This is a genomic window from Prevotella sp. MA2016 (genome assembly GCF_000619825.1).
GTDB lineage: Bacteria > Bacteroidota > Bacteroidia > Bacteroidales > Bacteroidaceae > Prevotella.
This window is the reverse complement of the sequence record NZ_JHUW01000007.1, coordinates 282,898-303,394: the sequence shown is the minus strand read 5'-3', so window position 1 is coordinate 303,394 and position 20,497 is coordinate 282,898. Positions and strand designations below refer to the sequence as shown.

General features: G+C 49.7%; 10 protein-coding genes and 1 pseudogene. 8 read left to right on the top strand and 3 right to left on the bottom strand.

All coding sequences use genetic code 11. The features are described 5' to 3' along the window. Positions 1–23: 23 nt before the first annotated feature. Together T360_RS16480 and T360_RS0103645 are read right to left on the bottom strand one after the other, a co-directional pair. Positions 24–422, bottom strand: a pseudogene (locus T360_RS16480) (TonB-dependent receptor); the annotation flags it as partial. A gap of 265 nt (positions 423–687) precedes the next feature. Further along, positions 688–1,971 (bottom strand): O-acetylhomoserine aminocarboxypropyltransferase/cysteine synthase family protein, encoded by a 1,284-nt coding sequence (locus T360_RS0103645; protein WP_028911596.1) that lies wholly within the window; start codon positions 1,969–1,971, stop codon positions 688–690. A 91-nt stretch (positions 1,972–2,062) separates the two neighbouring features. On the opposite strand from T360_RS0103645, the gene T360_RS15655 reads away from it, so the two are divergent. After that, on the top strand, positions 2,063–2,479 hold the full coding sequence (locus tag T360_RS15655) for a DUF6078 family protein (RefSeq protein WP_051523337.1): 417 nt from the start codon (positions 2,063–2,065) through the stop codon (positions 2,477–2,479). A 343-nt stretch (positions 2,480–2,822) separates the two neighbouring features. Here T360_RS15655 and T360_RS0103635 read toward each other — a convergent pair whose 3' ends face one another. After that, entirely contained in the window at positions 2,823–6,809 is a 3,987-nt protein-coding gene (locus tag T360_RS0103635; protein ID WP_028911595.1) for a two-component regulator propeller domain-containing protein, read from the bottom strand. A 207-nt stretch (positions 6,810–7,016) separates the two neighbouring features. On the opposite strand from T360_RS0103635, the gene T360_RS0103630 reads away from it, so the two are divergent. From T360_RS0103630 to T360_RS0103600, 7 genes are all read left to right on the top strand, one after another. Continuing rightward, positions 7,017–7,991 (top strand): glycoside hydrolase family 43 protein, encoded by a 975-nt coding sequence (locus T360_RS0103630; RefSeq protein WP_231488071.1) that lies wholly within the window; start codon positions 7,017–7,019, stop codon positions 7,989–7,991. 33 nt (positions 7,992–8,024) lie between these two features. After that, positions 8,025–10,034, top strand: coding sequence for a hypothetical protein (locus T360_RS0103625; RefSeq protein WP_028911593.1), 2,010 nt, complete (start codon positions 8,025–8,027; stop codon positions 10,032–10,034). A gap of 24 nt (positions 10,035–10,058) precedes the next feature. Continuing rightward, positions 10,059–13,373: a TonB-dependent receptor gene (locus T360_RS0103620; protein WP_051523335.1), complete on the top strand. Its 3,315-nt coding sequence runs from the start codon at positions 10,059–10,061 to the stop codon at positions 13,371–13,373. 23 nt (positions 13,374–13,396) lie between these two features. Further along, on the top strand, positions 13,397–15,244 hold the full coding sequence (locus T360_RS0103615) for a RagB/SusD family nutrient uptake outer membrane protein (protein ID WP_028911591.1): 1,848 nt from the start codon (positions 13,397–13,399) through the stop codon (positions 15,242–15,244). Positions 15,245–15,305: 61 nt separating this feature from the next. Next, positions 15,306–16,295, top strand: a complete 990-nt coding sequence (locus T360_RS0103610; protein WP_231488069.1) for a family 43 glycosylhydrolase — start codon at positions 15,306–15,308, stop codon at positions 16,293–16,295. Positions 16,296–16,304: 9 nt separating this feature from the next. Continuing rightward, entirely contained in the window at positions 16,305–18,833 is a 2,529-nt protein-coding gene (locus T360_RS14550; protein WP_051523333.1) for a glycoside hydrolase family 31 protein, read from the top strand. A 157-nt stretch (positions 18,834–18,990) separates the two neighbouring features. After that, the gene (locus T360_RS0103600) at positions 18,991–20,496 is read left to right on the top strand and encodes a glutamine synthetase family protein (RefSeq protein ID WP_155949374.1); all 1,506 of its coding nucleotides are present in this window, start codon (positions 18,991–18,993) and stop codon (positions 20,494–20,496) included. The last annotated feature ends 1 nt before the right edge of the window (position 20,497 follow it).

The following is a 20,497-nucleotide window of genomic DNA, read 5'->3' as shown; positions in this document are numbered from 1 at the left end:
TCTCTGCGTCGAGATAGGTCACCGAGATGCCAGCTTCGTGCATTCTTCTTGGTCACCACATTGATGACACCACCAATGGCGTCAGTGCCGAACTCTACAGGTACTACACCACGATACACCTCAATATGGTCGGCATACGTCACGGGGATGTTGTTGAGGCCGAACGACTGGCCGATGCCCTCCTGTGGCACTCCGTCTATAAACACCTTGATATGCTTGCCAGAGAAACCGTCCAGCATCAGTTGCATGTCAGATCCCACACCGCCAGTCTCGCGCAGCTTGATGCCAGGCACCTGTCGTAGTGCATCGCTCAGGTTCAGCGTGGTGTTCTGTAGCGATTTCGTATCTACGCCAACGGCATTAAAAGCCGATTTGTTGATACGCTTCACGCTGCTCGAAACCACCGTAACCTCCTTGAGTTCTATGGGGGCGGATGAGAACTTGCTTTTGTGCTTCTTGTCGCCTTCATCTGTGTTGGCAAAAGTGTTCAGGCATGTCGCAAATAGCAAGCATGCGAAGAGCTGTCTTTGTGTCATACTAATACCTATTATTCCTGTTTTGATTTCCGGGGTGCAAAGGTACGGTGTTTCTTTCATTCCTGCAATACACAGAAATGACGAAAAAGAAAGTCGGAAACCTCTGTTCTAGGGCTCCCGACTCATCTGATGTTAGTATTATCTGTATCTTTTAGATCTTTTCCAGTGCCTGCTTGATGTCGTTGAGGATATCTTCAACATCTTCGATACCTACACTGAGGCGAATCAGATCTGGTGCTACACCAGCCTCGCGCAGCTGCTCATCACTCAGCTGACGGTGAGTATGACTGGCAGGATGCAGCACACAGGTGCGGGCATCAGCCACGTGAGTCACGATGTTGATCATCTCCAGTGAGTCCATCCATTTGATGGCCGTCTCGCGCGTACCTTTTAATCCAAAGGCAATCACACCGCAGCTACCATTAGGCAGATATTTCTGTCCCAACTCATAAGCCTTATCTGTGGGCAGACCACAGTAGTGCACCCAAGCCACCTTGTCGTTGGCGTTCAGGAACTCAGCCACCTTCTGAGCGTTCTTGCAGTGCTGCGCCATGCGCAGGTGCAGTGTCTGCAGACCTAAGTTCAGCAGGAACGAATTCTGAGGAGCGGGGATAGATCCCAGGTCGCGCATCAGCTGAGCCACCAGCTTGGTGGTATAGCCCATCTTGCCGAAGGCTTTCACATAAGTCAGACCGTGATAGCTCTCATCGGGCGTGCACAGTCCGGGGAACTTCTCGGCATGAGCCAGCCAGTCGAAGTTGCCGCTGTCCACTACACATCCGCCTACCTGGGTAGCCATGCCATCCATATATTTTGTAGTAGAGTGGGTTACGATGTCGGCTCCCCATTCGAATGGACGACAGTTGATAGGTGTAGCAAACGTGTTGTCAACTATCAAGGGCACACCATTCTTATGGGCAATACGTGCAAACTTCTCGATGTCGAGCACAGCGCAGCCGGGGTTAGAGATAGTCTCGCCAAACAGCGCCTTGGTGTTGGGGCGGAAAGCCTGCTGAATTTCCTCCTCGCTGGCCTCGGGTGATACAAATGTGCACTCGATGCCCAGTTTCTTCAGTGTTACACCAAACAGGTTGAATGTGCCACCATATATTTCATTTGATGTTACGATGTGGTCGCCAGCCTCACAGATATTGAATACTGCGTAGAAGTTGGCAGCCTGACCGCTTGATGTGAGCACTGCGCCAACGCCACCTTCAAGAGCAGCAATCTTTGCGGCTACAGCATCGTTGGTTGGGTTTTGCAGACGGGTGTAGAAATAGCCCTCCTTCTCCAGGTCGAACAACTTAGCCATCTCCTCAGAGTCATCATACTTGAATGTGGTGCTCTGGATGATAGGCAGCTCTATAGGTTCTCCGTTTTTGGCCTTGTAACCGGCCTGTACACAAAGCGTACCTTGTCTTAAATTCTTTGCCATCTTGATCCTTAATTTAGAAATTTTGGTTGCAAAGATACAAAAATATTTGCAAAAGTTGGCGTTAATCCATTTTTATTTGTATATTTGCCCCATGAAAGATAAAGTTGACCACTATACTATATGTTTTATCGATAACTGTCCGCTACACAAGCATTGTCTTCGCTGGATGGTAGGTCGTTATGCCGATCCCAGTCGAACTGTGTACCTATCTATTAACCCTCACAATCCTTTAGTTGCCAACGACGATTGTCCGCAATACCGCGAAGATATCCGTGTGAAGATGAAGAAGGGCTTTGTTAATATCTACTATGACATGCCAGGCCACATGGAAGCCAAAATCCGCCAGCAACTTATCGCCAAGTTGGGGCGCAAGCCGTATTTTGAGATGCGCAAGGGTCAGCGTCTTATCACCCCCGAACAGCAAGAGTTGATAGAGCGCGTGATACGTGCCAATGGCTGGGAAGGCCCCATCCGCTTTGATGGCGAGGAGGAAGATTACTTGTGGTAAGTCAGATTGTTAAGCCAGGTGATAGATATTACGTATCTATCGCTACTATCACTTACAGTAAAACAAGTTGTTTTACTTTATAAAAGATAGCTTCTTGATTGGCAAGAGATAACTTCTTAGAGAACAAAACAACTTGTTTTGCTGTATAAGATTATATCTCTTCAACTCGGATACACGGCACTTTGTTAATGTGTATTACATAAAAACGTGTATAATCCCCTAAAAAAGTGATACTTTTGAATTTTTGAGCACTTTAAAATGAATGTAGTGTACTGAATAAGTTGACAAAATATGAGTTCAACTTATGTGCGGATTATTCACATGCCGAATTGCTAGGCGCTGCTTAGTGATTGGTGTATTCTGATGGGGATACGCCAACCATTTTCTTGAATACCTTCGAAAAATAGTTCGGGTCGGCAAAGCCACAGCTGTAGGCTGTTTCTGATACATTATGCCCGTCGGCAATCATCTGACAGGCTTTCTGGATGCGCTTGTGTCGGATATAGTCGCCTGCCGAGGTGTTCATCAGATTCTTCATCTTGGTGTGCAGCAGACTGCGGCTCATGCCCAGTTCAGTTGTGATATCAGTAACCGAGAAGTTGGCGTTGCCGATATTATTGTCTACCAATTCTATCAGTCGCTGGATGAAGTCGCGGTCCAGCTGGGTCAGACTGTCGTTCTGTTCCACCTCTGCTTCGCCATCATCAAATATCGATTTCTGTCGGTTCTCTATCAGTCTGAGCAGGTTGCAGATCTGCAGTGACAGGGATTCCGGGTCGAAAGGTTTCAGCACATAGGCATCGGCACCATTGCGATAGCCCTCCTTCACATCCTCTGGATCGCCCTTGGCCGTGAGCAGTATCACGGGGATATGACTGGTGCTCATGTTGCTCTTCAGCATGTTGCACAGTTCGGCACCTGTCATCACAGGCATCATTACATCCGATACCACCAGGGCGATGTCGGTGCGACTGATGGCGATATCCCACGCCTGCTGACCGTCGGGGGCTGTAATCACATTGTAGTCGGCTGCAAACAGTTGCTCCAGAAAGTGCAGCATGTCTTCATTGTCTTCTACCACCAGGAGCGTCTGCTTGGTGGGAACCGTAGGCGATGGGGAAGTGGTGGCAGAGATGGCATTTCCTGCTATGTTCACTTGCGTGGCGTCGAGTTTGCTCAGGTAGTTATCTACGGTAGCTTGTTCGCTGTCGGCAGATATCTTGTTCTTGTCGGAGAAGGCATGGCCCGAGATGTTGAGCATCACGGTAAAGGTGCTGCCCTTGCCCAGTTCGCTTTCTACCGATACCGAGCCTTTGTGAATCTCTACCAGGCGGTGAACCAGTGCCAGGCCGATACCCCAGCCACTGCTGTTGGTGGCGTAGCCACGCTTGGTTTGGTAATAGCGGTCGAAGATGGTCTCCTGCTCACTCTTGATGATGCCGATACCCGTATCTGCCACCTGCATCTTCAGGTAGAGGTCGGGCGACGATGGCTGTTGCGTTATCTCAGCATTGATGGTGATAGAACCGCCATTGCCAGTAAACTTGATGGCGTTTGACATCAGGTTGTTCAGGATATGCTCGATGTATGAGGGTGAAAACCAACCGTCTTCTCCGTTGTCCATACAGTTCACATTCAGGTGTAGGCCTTTGGCAGAAACGGCCTCGATGAAATTGCTGGCCACGACGCTGACGAACTCTACGGGGTTGCCCTGCTGTACGTAGAATGGGAAGTTGTCGGATTCTATCTTGTTGAATGTCACCAGTTCATTAATCAGATGCTCCATCTTAGAACAGTTGCGGATGGCCATATTCAGCGACTCGCTCATCTCCTTGTCCATCTTCGATGCGCTGATGCTCTTCAGTGGTGCGATAATCAGCGAGAGTGGTGTCTTCAGTTCATGCGAAACCATGGTGAAGAAGTTTGATTTGATACGGTCGATCTCTTCAACCTTAGCTTTCTCCATGTTGGTAAGTCTGATCTTGTTGCGTTCCTTCATGCGCAGGTTGTAGAGGAAGAGTCCGCCGCCTACCAGTGCTGCAAAGCAGATGAAGTAGATGATGTAGGCGAGGGTTGAGAGATAGAAGGGTGCCTTGATCACGATGGTGAGAGTACGCTCGGGGCATTCGTCCCAGTCGCTGTCGTTGTTGTTAGCTCTCACGTGCAGTTGGTAGGTGCCCGGACTGAGCAGATAGCCATAGAACCGTCGCTCTGTGCCCACGTCGCGCCAGTCGGCATCTATGCCATCCACCTTTATCTGGTATTGTATGCCCTGCACATTCTCTGGCATCACCACACCATATTCAATATGGAACGAGTGCGACTCCTCATAGCTCAGCGTGATACGGTCGGTATAGTCGATCTGCTGTTTTACTTGGTCGTTCACAAACAACTTCTTAAAGTGCACATGCATATTCTTTGCTTCGGCATGCATCTGCTTGGGTACAAATGCTATCAAACCATCGAAGGTGCCCATGAGCACACGGCCATCCGAAGCCAGATAGGATGAAGTGAAGTTGAACTGGTTGACAGGCAACTCTGCCCCTGCCGAGAAGCAGCGGGTGTGTCCGTCGCTCAGTCGGTGGCTATACAATCCCTGGTCGGTACCAATCCAGAGGCAGCCTGTTCTATCCTCAACAATGCTACAAACGGTGCACTGTCGTGGTATCCATGAGCCTGCTTGATGCACTTTCCCGTTGAGGCTGTCAAGCCAGAACAGACCATTGTTGTTAGTACCAATCCACAGTCGGCCTTTCGAGTCCTCGAAGGCTGTGATGATATAATTGTCGGTCAGTCCGCTACCATTGTCTTTACTGTAGTTTTTAATCTGGTTTTTGCTGATGCAATATACACCACATGCCACCGTGCAAGCCCATAGTTGATTGTGCCTATCCACAAACAGCGAGTAGATAAAGGTGCGATCCAGCAGGTCGTGACCTAATGCGCAGAAGGTATCGGTCTTGTCATCATAATAGCGCAATCCCTCCATGGTGGCCACCCACAGTAGGCCGTTCTTGTCGCGGGTCAGATAGAAGATACCCTCTGATGTGAGTCCTTTGGTTCGGTAGTACTGTGTGGTCTTATGAGTCAGCAGATTATATCTGTAGAGTCCTTTGAATCGGGTGCCTATCCATATTTCCGACTGTTTGGCATCGTAGTAGATGCTGTGTGTGTTAGAGTCGAGATGAGGAATGCCGTTGAATGGCGTAAAGAGGCCCGATGACGCGTTGTAGATGTTCACTCCCTGATCCTCGGTAGCCATCCAGAAAATGCCTGGTGCCGTCTCGGTGATCATGCGTGGGATGCGCGCTTTTAGTTCGCCATTGGCGGCACTTGGCTCAAAGTGGCGGAACTGTGGCTTTTGGCTCGACAAGAAGTCAACACCTCCAAAGTAAGTACCAATCCAGATGTTGTTCTGCCGGTCGGCCAGGATGGTATATACAGCATTGTCCGAGAGTCCGTCGCTGCCATAGCCTTTCTGTGTGAGGATGCTGCTGCCGTCAGGATTCAATGTGAGCAATCCGTTCTCTGTGCCAAACCAGATGCGGTGCTGCTTGTCTTCTTTAATCACGCGTACAATACCCCCCGTCAGTTGGTTGGCGGCATAGCGTTGCTGGGCGTGCGTCTTCAGATTATAGCAGATGGCACTACCATCGTTGCAGCCTATCCAGAGGTGTTGGCGCGAATCTACCAATAGGGGAAGGATGGCGTTGTGGCTGGCAGGCTGTCCGCCGTTGATACTCACGTTGAGTGGTAGAATCCTGGTCAGACTGGCATCCATCGAAAAGATCATCTCGCTGGCCGAGACATAGATATTACCCGCCTTGTCTCTCGACAGTGATGCTATCGTGCCGGCATTGAGCGAGGGGATCACCACGAAAGAGTCGATCTTGGCATCATAGGCATATAGCTGGTTCGAACCCGTCAGCACGCGTCCGTCGTTGGTCTCCACAAAGTTGGTGCAGTAGCCACGCACGTTGAGGTAGTTGCGAAAATCGTTGGTCTCCGGGCGATACAGGCTTACACCATTCTCTGTACTAATCCAGAGCCGGCGCTTGCTATCTACGAACAGCCCATGAACAAAGTTATGCACTAGCGAGTGCTGCTCACCTTCCACATGATAGTAGGTCTCCACGTTGTAGCCATCATATTTGGCCAGTCCGTTACGCGTACCTATCCATATATAGCCTTCTTCATCCTGAACCAGACTCTCTACCTGTTGGTTTGGTAGACCATATGATGTGTTAAGATGCTGGAACTTAAATTCTGCAGCATCTGCCAACAAACTCATAAAGAGCCATACAAGGATAAAAGAAAAATGTTTCATCATGTCGTTATATCTGTGTGCAAATTTAGCGATTAATCCTGAATTAATCTATAATTATGTTCATTTTTTCTGTACTTTTGACAATGTTACCCATTTCGTGGACAATTTTACCCGCCCATAAATTCTTATTTGTCTATTTTTGCAGCGAAATCTTTATCAACAACTCTTATTATAACTAAAATGTATAAAAAGCATAACTTACGATTGTCTTTGACTATTCTTGGAGTGCTGTCTGTTTTGCCATCGTGCAGTTCGAATGAAACTGGTAACGATGTCATTCAGGTTCCCGATGCTCCTGCAGTACCTAAGAAGGAGATTCTGACAGAAGCCGACCCAACGATATTCCTTGATGAGGATGGTACATATTATTTATATGGCACCGCTAGTAACTCTGGCTACGGATTCTATGTCTACCAATCGAATGACCTGAATACTTGGCAGGGGCCTGTTGGAAATGCCAATGGCTTCTGCTTGTCTGGTGCTACTTCATTCGGTACTACAGGCTTTTGGGCACCACAAGTATTTAAGAAAGGCAATACCTATTATATGTTCTATACAGCCAATGAGCAGATTGCTGTCGCAAAATCGAACTCGCCAAAGGGGCCTTTCACTCAGGATGTAAAAAAGGCTATTGCTACTCCTGGTAAGGCTATTGATCCTTTTGTGTTCTTTGATACAGATGGTAAGGCGTATCTCTATCATGTACGATTGCAGGATGGTAACCGTATTTTCGTGGCAGAGATGACAGATGATCTGATGGGTATTAAGGAAGAAACTGCTAAAGAGTGCGTGTATGCCACTGAACAATGGGAAAATACTGCCAATGCCAATTGGCCGGTAACCGAAGGACCAACAGTGCTGCACATAGGCGATACCTATTATATGTTCTATTCGGCCAATGACTTCCGTAATATCGACTATGCCGTAGGAGTAGCCACAGCATCATCGCCTTACGGACCGTGGGCCAAATCGAAGCAATCTGTTATCAATCGTTCCAATATTGGCTATTATGGTACTGGTCATGGTGATATCTTTAAGGATGCCAATGGTGACTGGAATTATGTGTTCCATACCCATCAGAGTTTTACAGAGGTTAGTCCTCGTAAGACAGCTGTAGTGGGATTGAAGTACCTTGGAACCACTTTTTGCGTGAGTGATGATACATTCCATTATCTATCGAAATAGTAGAATACATAAAACCAACAAAAACTTTAAAATATGAACAGAAAATTAATTTTAGTTTCGGCCTTAGCTGTTTTTTCGCTTACGGCGTCTGCCTTTGATATTCAGACGAAGATAAGCATCAAGCAGCCAGGTAATCCTGCAGAAGTGATTAGTCTGCATGCTGAGGGCAATGAACTGAAGGCTCCTCAGGGTAAGACATTGCCGCTGAGTATCAGTCAACAACTGTCTGACGACGGCGATGGCAAAGTTCTTGCCCTCACCATCCGTGCCAATGCTACAACCTATTATAATATAGGTGCAGCAATTGCCACAGGTATCAAGTCGGCCGACAGTGAGTTCTATCTGCCAGGTTTCTGGTACCATCGTAACCTCCGTTCGCCAAAGGAGGCGCCTTCATTCCATACTTCGAAGAGTTGGAACTTTCGCGAGGATCGTCTGTCGTCGCCAATGACCAGCGTCTATGATGAAGCTAATGGCAAATCAATGGCCGTTATCCGTATTCTCGACAAACCACAGGAGTGCCTGACCACCCATCAGCAGGGAGAGATTATCCTGAGTGGTGAGACCTCATTAGGTTACCTGGGTCTTGACTGCGAGGAGCAGGAGGCCAAGCTCACTTTCGGCTATCCATATATCGAGACACCCAAGCGCTACATCCGTAAGCTCACCTTGGCCGCTCCTGTCTTTGCTTTTGCTAAGATAGAGAAGGGTCAGACCAAGACACTTAAGTGGCGTATCAGCAAGAGTGAAGCCAAGGATTTTGGTCAGCATGTCACTATGATGTGGCAGCGTTGTTTCGACAACTTGAACCCACAGCCTTTGAAGGCCCGTTTTACGCCTGAGGAGATGAAGAAGGGACTGACCAATTATTTCCGTCAGGCCTATGTTGGCAACTTCCCACTGAAGTATCATTCTGGTCACACACTGCTCACCAACGATTGCAAGCCTTTCCCCGAGGCACAGATTGGTTTCGTGGGTCGTGTATTGCTCAATGCCTTCAATGCTATTGAGTATGGTGAGCAGCATGGTGAGCAGGATATCGTTGCAACTGGTCAGGAGATCCTTGACAGCTACCTGCAGCATGGACTCACCAGTGCAGGCTATTTCTATGATAACGTGAATTTTGAGCGTGGCTTCCCCCTCGACGAGAAAGTGGTTCACTCTATCCGTCAGCAGTCGGAGGGTGTCTATGCCATCCTGCTCTATCTCAAATATGAGAAAGCCCACGGGCGTAAGCATCCCGAGTGGGAGGCTAAGATTAAGACTATCCTCGATGGCTTCCTGAAGTTGCAGAAGGCTGATGGAAGCTTTGCCCGTAAGTATAAGGACGATGGCAGTGATGTGGATGGCACTGGTGGTAGCACCCCATCTTCAACCTCAGCACTCGTCATGGGCTACCGCTACTTCGGCAAGAAACAGTATCTGGAGGCTGCTCGCCGCACCGTGAACTACCTGGAGCAGAACATCATTTCTAAGAGTGATTATTTCTCTTCAACCCTCGATGCCAACTGCGAGGATAAGGAGGCTGCTATTGCTGCCGTCACCGCTACCTATTATCTGGCAGCCGTGACCAAGGGTAAGGAGCGTCAGCACTATATCGACCTCTGTGAGAAGGCAGCTTATTTCGCTCTGTCATGGTACTACATGTGGGATGTGCCATTTGCTCAGGGACAGATGCTGGGCGACTTAGGTCTGAAGACCCGTGGCTGGAGTAATGTATCGGTAGAGAACAATCATATCGATGTGTTTGTATTCGAGTTGCCACATATCGTGAAGTGGCTTGGCGAGCAGAAGGGTAACACCCGCTTCCTGCAGATGCACGATGTGATCTTCAACTCACTCAGTCAGCTGATGCCTACACCAGAGCGTCTCTGCGGCATCGCACTGCCTGGATTCTATCCCGAGGTGGTACAGCACACCACTTGGGACTATGGTATGAACGGTAAGGGATTCTATAATAACCTCTTTGCTCCCGGCTGGACCGTTGCCTCGCTTTGGGAGATGTATTCACCAACACGAACTGATGATTTTCTAAAAAAATAGTTTTAAATTAAACCTAACAATCAAATGAGAAAAAGATTAATTACCTCGTTGGCAGGTGCAGCGCTCCTGATGGTAGCTACGCCTTCGTCAGCTGAACAAAAACTGGCTTTGTCGGTTTATCCCAGCAGCTATGCAGCCACCCAGCAACAGCGTGTTGTAACAGGTAAGGTTGTAGATGCTCAGGGTGAGCCTCTCATTGGCGTTACCATCAAGGAGCAGGGCACTCAGAATGCCGCTGTCTCTGATATGGACGGACGTTTCAAACTGCCACTCAGCAAGTCTGATGCACAAGTTGTCTTTACCTACATTGGTTATGTGGATGTGGCGGCGCGTGCTACCGACAACATGGTGGTGACCATGAAGGAAGACAGAAATGAACTTAACGAGATAGTTGTGGTGGGTTATGGTACCCAGAAGAAGGTGAACCTGACCGGATCGGTTGTATCGGTGAACCTAGAGAAGGAGACCAACTCACGTCCGGTTACCACAGTAGCCCAGGCTTTGCAGGGTATGGCTGCCGGTCTTGATATTCTGCAGGGCTCTGGTAAGCCAGGTGCCGAAAACTTCTCGGTCAACATCCGTGGTGTTGGAACCATGAATGATGCCAGTCCGCTGGTATTGGTGGATGGTATGGAGATGAGTCTCTCTGATGTCAACCCTATGGATATCGAGAGCATCTCAGTACTGAAGGATGCTGCTTCGTGCGCCATCTATGGTAACCGTGGTGCTAACGGTGTTATCCTGGTCACCACTAAGAGCGGTACCGAGGGTAAGGTTAGCGTTACCTATACCGGTCGCCTGTCTGTCAACAAACCTTCAAAACTGGTTCGCTTCATGTCGAACTATGCCGACTATATGGAGATGGTGAACGAGGCCAGTGAGAATATCGGCACTGCAGGCAAGTATCCGCAAACCGTCATCGACCAGTGGCGCCAGGCTGAGGCTAACCCCAACGGCATGGCAGAGTCGGGTTATCCCAACTACGTGGCTTATCCTAACACCGACTGGTACGACGAGATCTACCAGACCAAGGTGATGCAGGAGCATGCCATCTCACTGTCGGGTAAGGACACTCGCACTCGCTACAACCTTGGACTTACCTACCTCGACAATCCCGGTATGATTGTTCGTTCGGGTGAGCAGAAATACTCTCTCAATCTGAAGCTGATCTCAGATGTGACCAACTGGTTGCAGATGGGTGCACAGGTCTGGGGCTCTCACAGCGATCGCGATCGTAACAATGTGGATGCCCTGTCGAGCTGGGAGTTCCTGAAGACCGTACCAGGCATCTATCCTTATTATGATGGTAAGTTTGGTGGTATCGAGACATCGGTTGAGGATGGTGCTGCCCACAACCCCATGCAGTTACTCAATGGCGATGGCGACAGCTACTTCAAGACCACACATGCCTATGCCACAGCCTATGCACAGGTTAAGTTCCTGAAGGACTTCACCTTCAAGTCAACCTTTGGTTATGATTATTTCAACACCCGTCATAAATATACCGACGGACAGAACGAGAGCTATAGCTTCAGCCGTAATGAGGTAGTGGCATCGCCCGCTGCACTCGAGGCCCTCTCTGGCTATATGTATTATCACCATTACTACAACTGGAAGGTGACCAACACCCTGAACTGGGCTCACACCTTCGCTCAGAAGCACGATGTGGCAGCACTCGTTGGTTTCGAGGAAGGTAAAAACAGCGATGGTAATACCGACGTGAAGAAGATGGGTATGATTGATGCCACCCTGACCGACCTGAGCACACTGACCTCAGAGGAGTATATCCGTGGCAATTTCACAGGCTACACCTATCGTTCATGGTTCGGTCGTCTGAACTATGCTTTCGATTCACGCTACCTGTTGGAGGCCAATTTCCGTTACGATGGTTCTTCGCGTTTCTCGCCCGATAACCGTTGGGGTTTCTTCCCCTCAGCATCAGCTGGCTGGCGCATCAGCGAGGAGGCTTTTGCCAAGAACTCTTTCCTGAGTGCATTCGATAACCTGAAACTGCGTGCATCGTATGGTAAACTGGGTAACTCGTCGGTTGATAACTACGCTTATCAGTCATGGTACGAGACAGGCTATACCACTATGGGTGGTAAGAAGGTGCCTCGCTTCTACCTGCGCAACCTGCCCAACATGAACGTCACTTGGGAGACCACCAAGACCTTCAACATCGGTCTCGACTTCTCTACCCTCGGTGGTCGTCTGTCGGGTGTCATCGACTACTACGACAAGCAGACTTCAGGCATCCTCTATCGTCCATCTATCGGTTTGATCTTTGGTGATAAGGTGGCACCTCTGCAGAATCTGGCAGGTGTGAGCAACCGTGGTCTTGAGATGACCTTCCGTTGGGAGGATAAGATTGGCGACGTCACCTATGGTGTATCTGTCAATGGTTCATTCAATAAGAACCGCGTCACCAACTATAAAGGTGGTGTCATCGAAGGTTGGGGCGCCGATCCTAACAACCCAGATCCAAATGTTTACTACTCAAACCTCGGTGAGGTGTCTTCAGGTGGCACCCAGCGCCTGGTTGAGGGTCACATGATGAACGAGTTCTATGTTTATCCTATATATAATGGTACAGGAAAGTACTACGATGCTAATGGCGTTGTCGATCCCAATGGTGGTCCTCGCGACGGTATGATTCGTACCCCACAGGATTTGAAGTGGGCACAGGACATGGTGGCTGCCGGCTACTCGTTCGAGCCACAGCATGCTGTAACACCTAATGCCATCTGGTATGGTGAGTATATCTATGCCGACACCAATGGCGACAAGGTTTTTGGTGGCAGTCACGACCAGCAGTTCATGGGCGAGTCGAACGTGCCTAAGTTCACCTTTGGTGTGCAGATGCATGCAGAGTGGAAGGGTATCGACCTCTCGATTAACTGGGGCGGTGCCACAGGCTTCTCTACCTACTGGCGCGAGATTGGTCAGAACTCATCTAACGTTGTGTTCGGTCTGTCTATCCCACAGTGGATTGCCGACGATCATTATTTCTATGATCCCAACAACCCCAGCGACCCACGCACCAACATCACATCTAAGAACCCACGTATGTCGCTCGAGAATCCAAGTATGAGTGATGCACTCGACAACACATTCCACTTGTATAGCTGCGACTATCTGAAGTTGCGTAACCTCACTATCGGCTACACACTGCCAAAGCATATTTCTCGTAAGATTTATGCAGAGAATCTGCGCTTCTACTTCTCTGGTGAGAACCTGTTGACCATCACCAGCTTCCCCGGACTGGATCCTGAGATGCGTTCTGGTGAGGGTTATGCTACCATGCGTCAGCTCTCATTCGGACTGAATGTAACATTTTAACCATCAACAATGAATAACCTATTATGGAAAAGAAAATAATCAATAAAATGTGCAGCAGCTTAGCTCTTGCTGCCGCGAGTGTCGCATTGACGGCTTGTAATGCCGACTTCCTGGATACTCAACCTTCCGACCGTGTAGGTACCGACCTGGTGTGGTCGACCTATAACATGGCTGATGCCGTGGTGAACGGTGCTTACGAACGCTTCTATTGGGAGAACCAGGGCGAGTGTGCCGACTGGCAGAATTTTGATGCCGCCACCGACGTGTGCGACCTGGATGCCAACTGGGGGGGCTACGACTGGGCTCGTGGCCGTTGCAACGCCAGTTACTGGGGCTTCAACGACATGTGGAAGCGCCTTTACGAGGAGATTTATCGCACCAGCAACGTCATCAATAATCTCGATAAGTGCGAGGCTATGTCGGCTAGCGAGCGTGCTCGCGATATCGCCGAGTGTAAGTTCTTGCGCGCTTGGGCTTACTATCGTGCCAACGTACTGTGGCGTGGCGTGCCCATCTATGATGAGCCTGTAGAGTATGGCGAGGACACCAAGGCCCGCAACACTGCCGACGAGGTTTGGCAGTTCATCCTGAAAGACCTGTCTGATGCCATTGCCGAGCAGAATCTGCCAGGCAAGTATGCCACCTCTGATAAGAACTATGGTCGTGTCACCAAGGCCTGCGCCTACTATCTGCGTGGTCAGGTCTATATGTGGCTCAAGGATTGGAGCAAAGCTGAGGCTGATTTCACAGCCATCACCACTATGGGCTTCCAACTCTTCCCTGACTATAAGAATATGTTCAAGGCTGCCAATGAGCGCAACGATGAGTACATCTTCCAGTATCAATATACCGACGAGGATGGCATGGGCTCGCTGTTAGGTCGTACCCACGGCAACCGCAATACCTATACTGCCGACGGCTTCGGCTGCTGGAACAACCTGATTCCGAATCCTTACTTCGTAGATTCTTATGAGTATGCCGATGGTAAACCATTCAGTATGGACGAGGTGTTCCCTGGCTATTCAAAGATGGACCCCAAGGCTCGCTCGGTTTACTTCCTGCGCGATGGTCTCGACCCCAACTCTCCCAACGAGAAGCTCAAGGCCGGTTACCAGCAGATGGTGAACTATGGCTCCGACATGAGTCAGTATGATAAAGATGGCAACGAGGCACGTATTCTGGCCATCTATCAGAACCGCGACCCACGTATGCTGATGAACTTCATCACACCTTACTCTACTTATAAGGGCGGTTCAACCTCCGACTGCTGGGACTACACGCTGCGCTGGCCTTATATCGGTTCAGACAATGCTGCGCCTTACGACCTGCGTACCGATACCAACGACCGCTTCTATTATCTGTGGCGTAAATATGTGCCCGAGGGTCGCGAGACCAAGAACGGACTCAACAGCGATATCGATACCCCTATCTTCCGCTATGCAGGTGCACTCATCTCGCTGGCTGAGGCGCTCAACGAGCAGGGTAAGACCGATGAGGCTGTGAAGTATATCAATATGGTACGTGCCCGTATCCCAGGTTTGGCACTTCTCAACAGCAATGCTTACACGAAGGTTTCCGGTCAGGACAACATGCGCGAGCGTATCCGTAATGAGTATGGCTGGGAGCTCTGTGGCGAGGGTCAGCTCTACTGGAAGCAGCTGCGCTGGGATACCTGGCTCGATCGTAAGGTAGGCACCAATCGCACCACCGTCAGCGATCCGTCACAGTTGAATGGTGCCAATGGTATGACCGAGATCTGGGGCACTAAGCGCTACACCAATAACTATATAGGCGAGCACGTGAAACTCTTTGCTGTGCCGCAGGGTGAATTGGAGCGCAATCCTAATCTTACACAAAATCCTGGTTGGTAATATGATAAAAAAGAAAAAACCAAATTACATGTTTTCTATAGTTAGTATAATTGTTGGCATTATGCCTATTCTGAGCTGCTCATCGTCGGACGACGGTGGGCACTCTCAGGATATTACACCTACCCCTGTTATTCAAAAGTATCGTAACCCTATCATCGCAACCTCGTTGCCCGATCCCTCTATCGTGAAGTCGCCCGACGGCGTGTTCTATCTCTTTGCTACCGAGGATATCCGCAACCTGCCCATCTATCGCTCTACCGACTTGCTGAAGTGGCAGTATGTGGGCACTGCTTTTACTGATGAGAGTCGCCCCAAATGGAATCCTGGTGGTGGCATCTGGGCACCTGATATCAACTACGTGGATGGCAAGTACATGCTCTATTACTCTAAGTCAGTATGGGGCGGTGAGTGGAGTTGTGGTCTGGGTGTTGCTTCGGCCACACAGCCACAGGGCCCTTACACCGATCATGGTGCTTTGTTTATCAGCAGCGAGATTGGGGTTCAGAATAGTATTGACCCCTTCTACATCGAGGATGGTGGCAAGAAGTATGTGTTCTGGGGCTCATTCCATGGCATCTATGGCATAGAGCTCAGTGCCGATGGTCTCACCATCAAGCCAGGTGCCAAACCCATCCAGGTGGCTGGCAATCAGATGGAGGCCACATACATCCATCGTCGTGGTGGCTATTATTACCTCATAGGTTCTAATGGTTCATGCTGCGAGGGTAACAACAGCACTTATCAGGTTATTTATGGTCGTTCTGAGAATCTGTTCGGTCCCTACGTCACCAAGGATGGTAAGCGCATGCTTGATGGTGCCTTCGATGTGCTGCTGCATGGCAGCAATGGTGTAGCTGGTCCTGGTCATAACTCCGAGTTTATCACCGATGATGCCGGACAGGATTGGATGATATATCATGGCTATATGCGTACCGATCCCGATGCAGGCCGTCAAGTGTTGATGGACCGTGTAGAGTGGGTTGATGGTTGGCCTTTGGTGGCTGGCAGTCAGTCGTCGGTAGAAAGCCGTTGTCCTACGTTTAATAAGTAAGTTAGATATATGAGAAAGAGAATCAAGACTATTCTTTGTGCCGCATTGCTTATGCTCAGTCTGCAGGCTGTGGCCAATGTGGTTTATCAGGACGCACATGTGCGTTTTACCCTGATTGATGAAGGTACCGTCCGTTTGGAATATGCTCCCGATGGTAAGTTTGTTGACAACAAGAGCTTTGTGGCAGTCATCCGCGAGTATCCAAAGGTGAACTGCAGTATTAAAAACACTGCCAAGCAGGTGGTTATCAGCACCGCTAAGATGAAGCTGGTTTATAAGAAAGGCTCAGGTCCGCTTACCAAGGATAACCTGACTATCACCAGCACTAAGGGCATCAATACACCTTTCGTATGGAAGCCTGGTATGGTGCAGAAGCACAACCTGAAGGGTACCTATCGCACCCTTGATGGTTACGATGGCTCTGAGTATCAGTACAGCAACCCTAAGCAGCAGATGCCTATCGAGGACGGTTTGCTGGCAACAGATGGCTGGACCCTCATTGACGACAGTCACCGTCTGCTCTTTGATGGTGCCAAGGACTGGGAGTGGGTGGCTGAGCGTCAGAGTGCAGAGGGTGCTCAAGACTGGTATTTCATGGCTTATGGTCATAACTATAAGGCTGCCCTGCAGTCGTTCACTAAGTTTGCTGGACGTGTACCCCTGCCACCACGCTACACCTTCGGTTATTGGTGGAGCCGCTACTGGAGCTACAGCGACCAGGATTTCCGCGATCTGATTGGTAACTTCCAGCGCCTCGACTTGCCACTCGACGTGCTGGTTATCGATATGGACTGGCACCCCATCAGTCCTGAGGCTGGCGGCGGTTGGACCGGTTGGGACTGGAACGAGCGCCTCTTCCCCGACTATAAGGCCTTTCTGAAGTACCTCGACCGTCAGGGTGTGAAGGCTACGATGAATCTGCATCCTGCCGATGGTGTGCGTCCTTATGAGAAAAAGTATAAGGAGTTTATGCAGCGTCTGGGCAAGAATGATGGCAAGACCTACGAGTGGCTGGGCTCTGACAAGCAGTACGTGAAGGCTATCTTCGACACCTATCTGCATGATTATATGGCCGATGGTATTGATTTCTGGTGGCTCGACTGGCAGCAGTGGCCCAAGGACCGCAAGATTGATTCGCTCGACAATGTGTTCTGGTGCAACTATATCTGGTTTAGCGATATGGAGCGCAATGGCGACAAGCGTCCTATGCTCTATCATCGTTGGGGCGGACTGGGCAACCACCGCTATCAGATTGGATTCTCGGGTGATGCCTTTATCACATGGGCCAGTCTGAAGTTCCTGCCTTATTTCAACTCTACTGCCTCTAACGTGCTCTATGGTTATTGGAGCCACGACATCGGCGGTCACCAGAGCAAACAGTGGGGCACACCTGTAGAGCCACAACTCTATACCCGTGCCATGCAGATGGGACAGTATCTGCCAGTGCTCCGTTCGCACAGCACCAAGGACCCCGCCCTTAACAAGGAGCCTTGGGCTTTCGATCAGACCACACAGCAGCGTCTCACAAATGTTATCAACGGTCGCTATGCGCTCGTACCTTATATCTATACAATGGCTCGCAAGACCTACGAGAGTGGTCTCGCCATCTGTCGTCCGCTCTATTATGACAGTCCCGATGCCCCCGAGGCTTATGAGTATAAGGAAGAGTACATGTTTGGCGACAATATGCTCATCGCACCAGTCACCAGCGAGGTTAATCCCGAGGACGGCTTTGCCACAGTGAAGGTATGGCTGCCTGCTGGTCAGTGGCTGGAGTACGAGACAGGCGAACTGCTTCAGGGCGGCAAGACTTATGAGCGCCGCTTCACCATGGACGAGTATCCTGTCTATATCAAGGCCGGTAGCATTCTGCCTTACTTCGGCAAGGTGAAGAATCTTTCTGGCACCAATCAGCCAGTCATCGTTCGTGTGTTCCCTGGTGCCGATAAGGGCAGTTTCGAACTTTACGAGGATAATGGTGAGGACAAGAACTACGTGGCTGAGTATGCCACCACACCGCTCTCTTATGTCCGTCAGGGCAATAAACTCGTAGTTACTATCGGTCAGCGTCATGGACAGTATAAGGATATGCCAGCTCAGCGCCATTACTATGTGTCGCTGCCCTGCCAGAAGGCCCCTGTCAGCATCACTTGCAATGGTAAGTCGCTGCCATGCACTTACGATGGTATGAACCTCGAGGCCACAATCGACCTTGGTATGGTAGCTGCCGCTGCTGGTGCTACCATCGAGATTGAACTGCCTGCCGATTATGTCCTAGCAGATGGTACGAAGGCCAACTTCCGTCATATCCAGACCATGGTGAAGGACTTCAAGCAGCACGATGCCGGTATGGTTTATACCGAGGATTTCGGCTATCTCGAGGCCGCTCCACTGCGCCTCTCATACCATCCTGAGTTGCAGGATGAGACTCTCAAGACCTTCCGTGAGAAGTTCTGTCGCATCAACGAGGTACTTCTCGAACAGATGAAGGAGGGCGACAACCTCACCCGCGCCAAGCGCCTGCTTAATATTCAGTAAATAGAATTATAGATAATTGATGAAGCCCCTGTATCGTGATGGTACAGGGGCTTTTAGGAAAAATACATAAAAATACTCAATTTTTTTCGACCTTTATGAAAAAATGCGTATCTTTGTGCGCAATATGACACAATTTTAAAATCCGATTGAGAGAAAGATGATTACAGAACACCTGATTATGAATGCCAATCCCATCGTGGTGGCGTTGCAGAAGCCGGCGGCAGAATTTACAAAGGCAGATATCATGGACTACATCGTGCAGAACCAGATCCGTATGGTGAATTTTATGTATCCTGGCGGAGATGGTAAACTGAAGACACTTAACTTTGTGATTAATGATTTGGCTTATCTGGATGAGATCCTCACCTGTGGCGAGCGCGTGGATGGCAGCAGTCTGTTCTCGTTTATCCAGGCAGACTCGAGCGACCTGTATGTGGTGCCACGTTTCCGTACAGCTTTTTTAGATCCCTTCTCAGAGATTCCAACAATATCGATGCTCTGTTCATTCTTTGATAAGGATGGACGCCCCTTGGAGTCTTCGCCAGAGCACACGCTGCACAAGGCGGCTGAGGCTTTCCGTGAGGTAACAGGTATGGAGTTTCAGGCGATGGGCGAGCTGGAGTATTATGTGATTAGTGATGACGAGGACGTGTTCCCAGCGCAGGATCAGCGTGGCTATCACGAGTCAGCTCCTTATGCCAAGGCTAATGAGTTCCGCACCCGTTGCATGCAGTATATTGCGCAGGCCGGCGGACAAATCAAATATGGCCACTCAGAGGTGGGCAACTTCTCGCTTGATGGTAAAAACTATGAGCAGAATGAGATAGAGTTTCTGCCTGTGAATGTGGAGCAGGCTGCCGAACAACTGCTGATAGCTAAGTGGGTGATTCGTAACCTGGGCTATCAGTTGGGGTACAATGTGACGTTTGCACCCAAGATTACAACCGGTAAGGCTGGATCAGGACTGCATATTCATATGCGCATGATGAAAGACGGTCAGAACCAGATGCTGACAAATGGTGTACTCAGTGAGGCAGCCAGAAAGATGATTGCCGGTATGATGGTGCTTGCTCCTTCGATAACGGCCTTCGGCAATAAGAATCCTACCAGCTACTTCCGTCTGGTGCCCAATCAGGAGGCGCCTACCAGTGTGTGCTGGGGCGACAGAAACCGTAGTGTGCTGGTGCGCGTGCCATTAGGCTGGGCTGTTGAGGCTGATATGTGCAAGTCGGCCAATCCATTGGAACTCATGGCAGATTACAATACGAGCATCAAGCAGACCGTGGAGATGCGCTCGCCCGACGGCAGTGCCGATATCTACCAGTTGCTGGCAGGTCTCTGTGTGGCTTGTCGTTATGGTTTCGAGATTGATGGTGCCTTGAAACTGGCTGAGAAAACGTATGTGAATATGAATATTCATGCAGCAGAAAATGCCGACAGACTGAATAACCTGGCTCAGCTGCCTGATTCATGTGTGGCATCGGCAGATTATCTGAATCGTCAGCGAAAGGCTTACGAGGAGTATGGCGTGTTCTCGCCTGCCATGATTGATGGCATCGTAGAGCAGTTGCGCGCCTTCGATGATAAGAATCTGAGAAAGACCATTGAGGACTATCCAGAGGAAATACAAAAGTTAGTGACACGATACTTCCATTGTGGCTGAT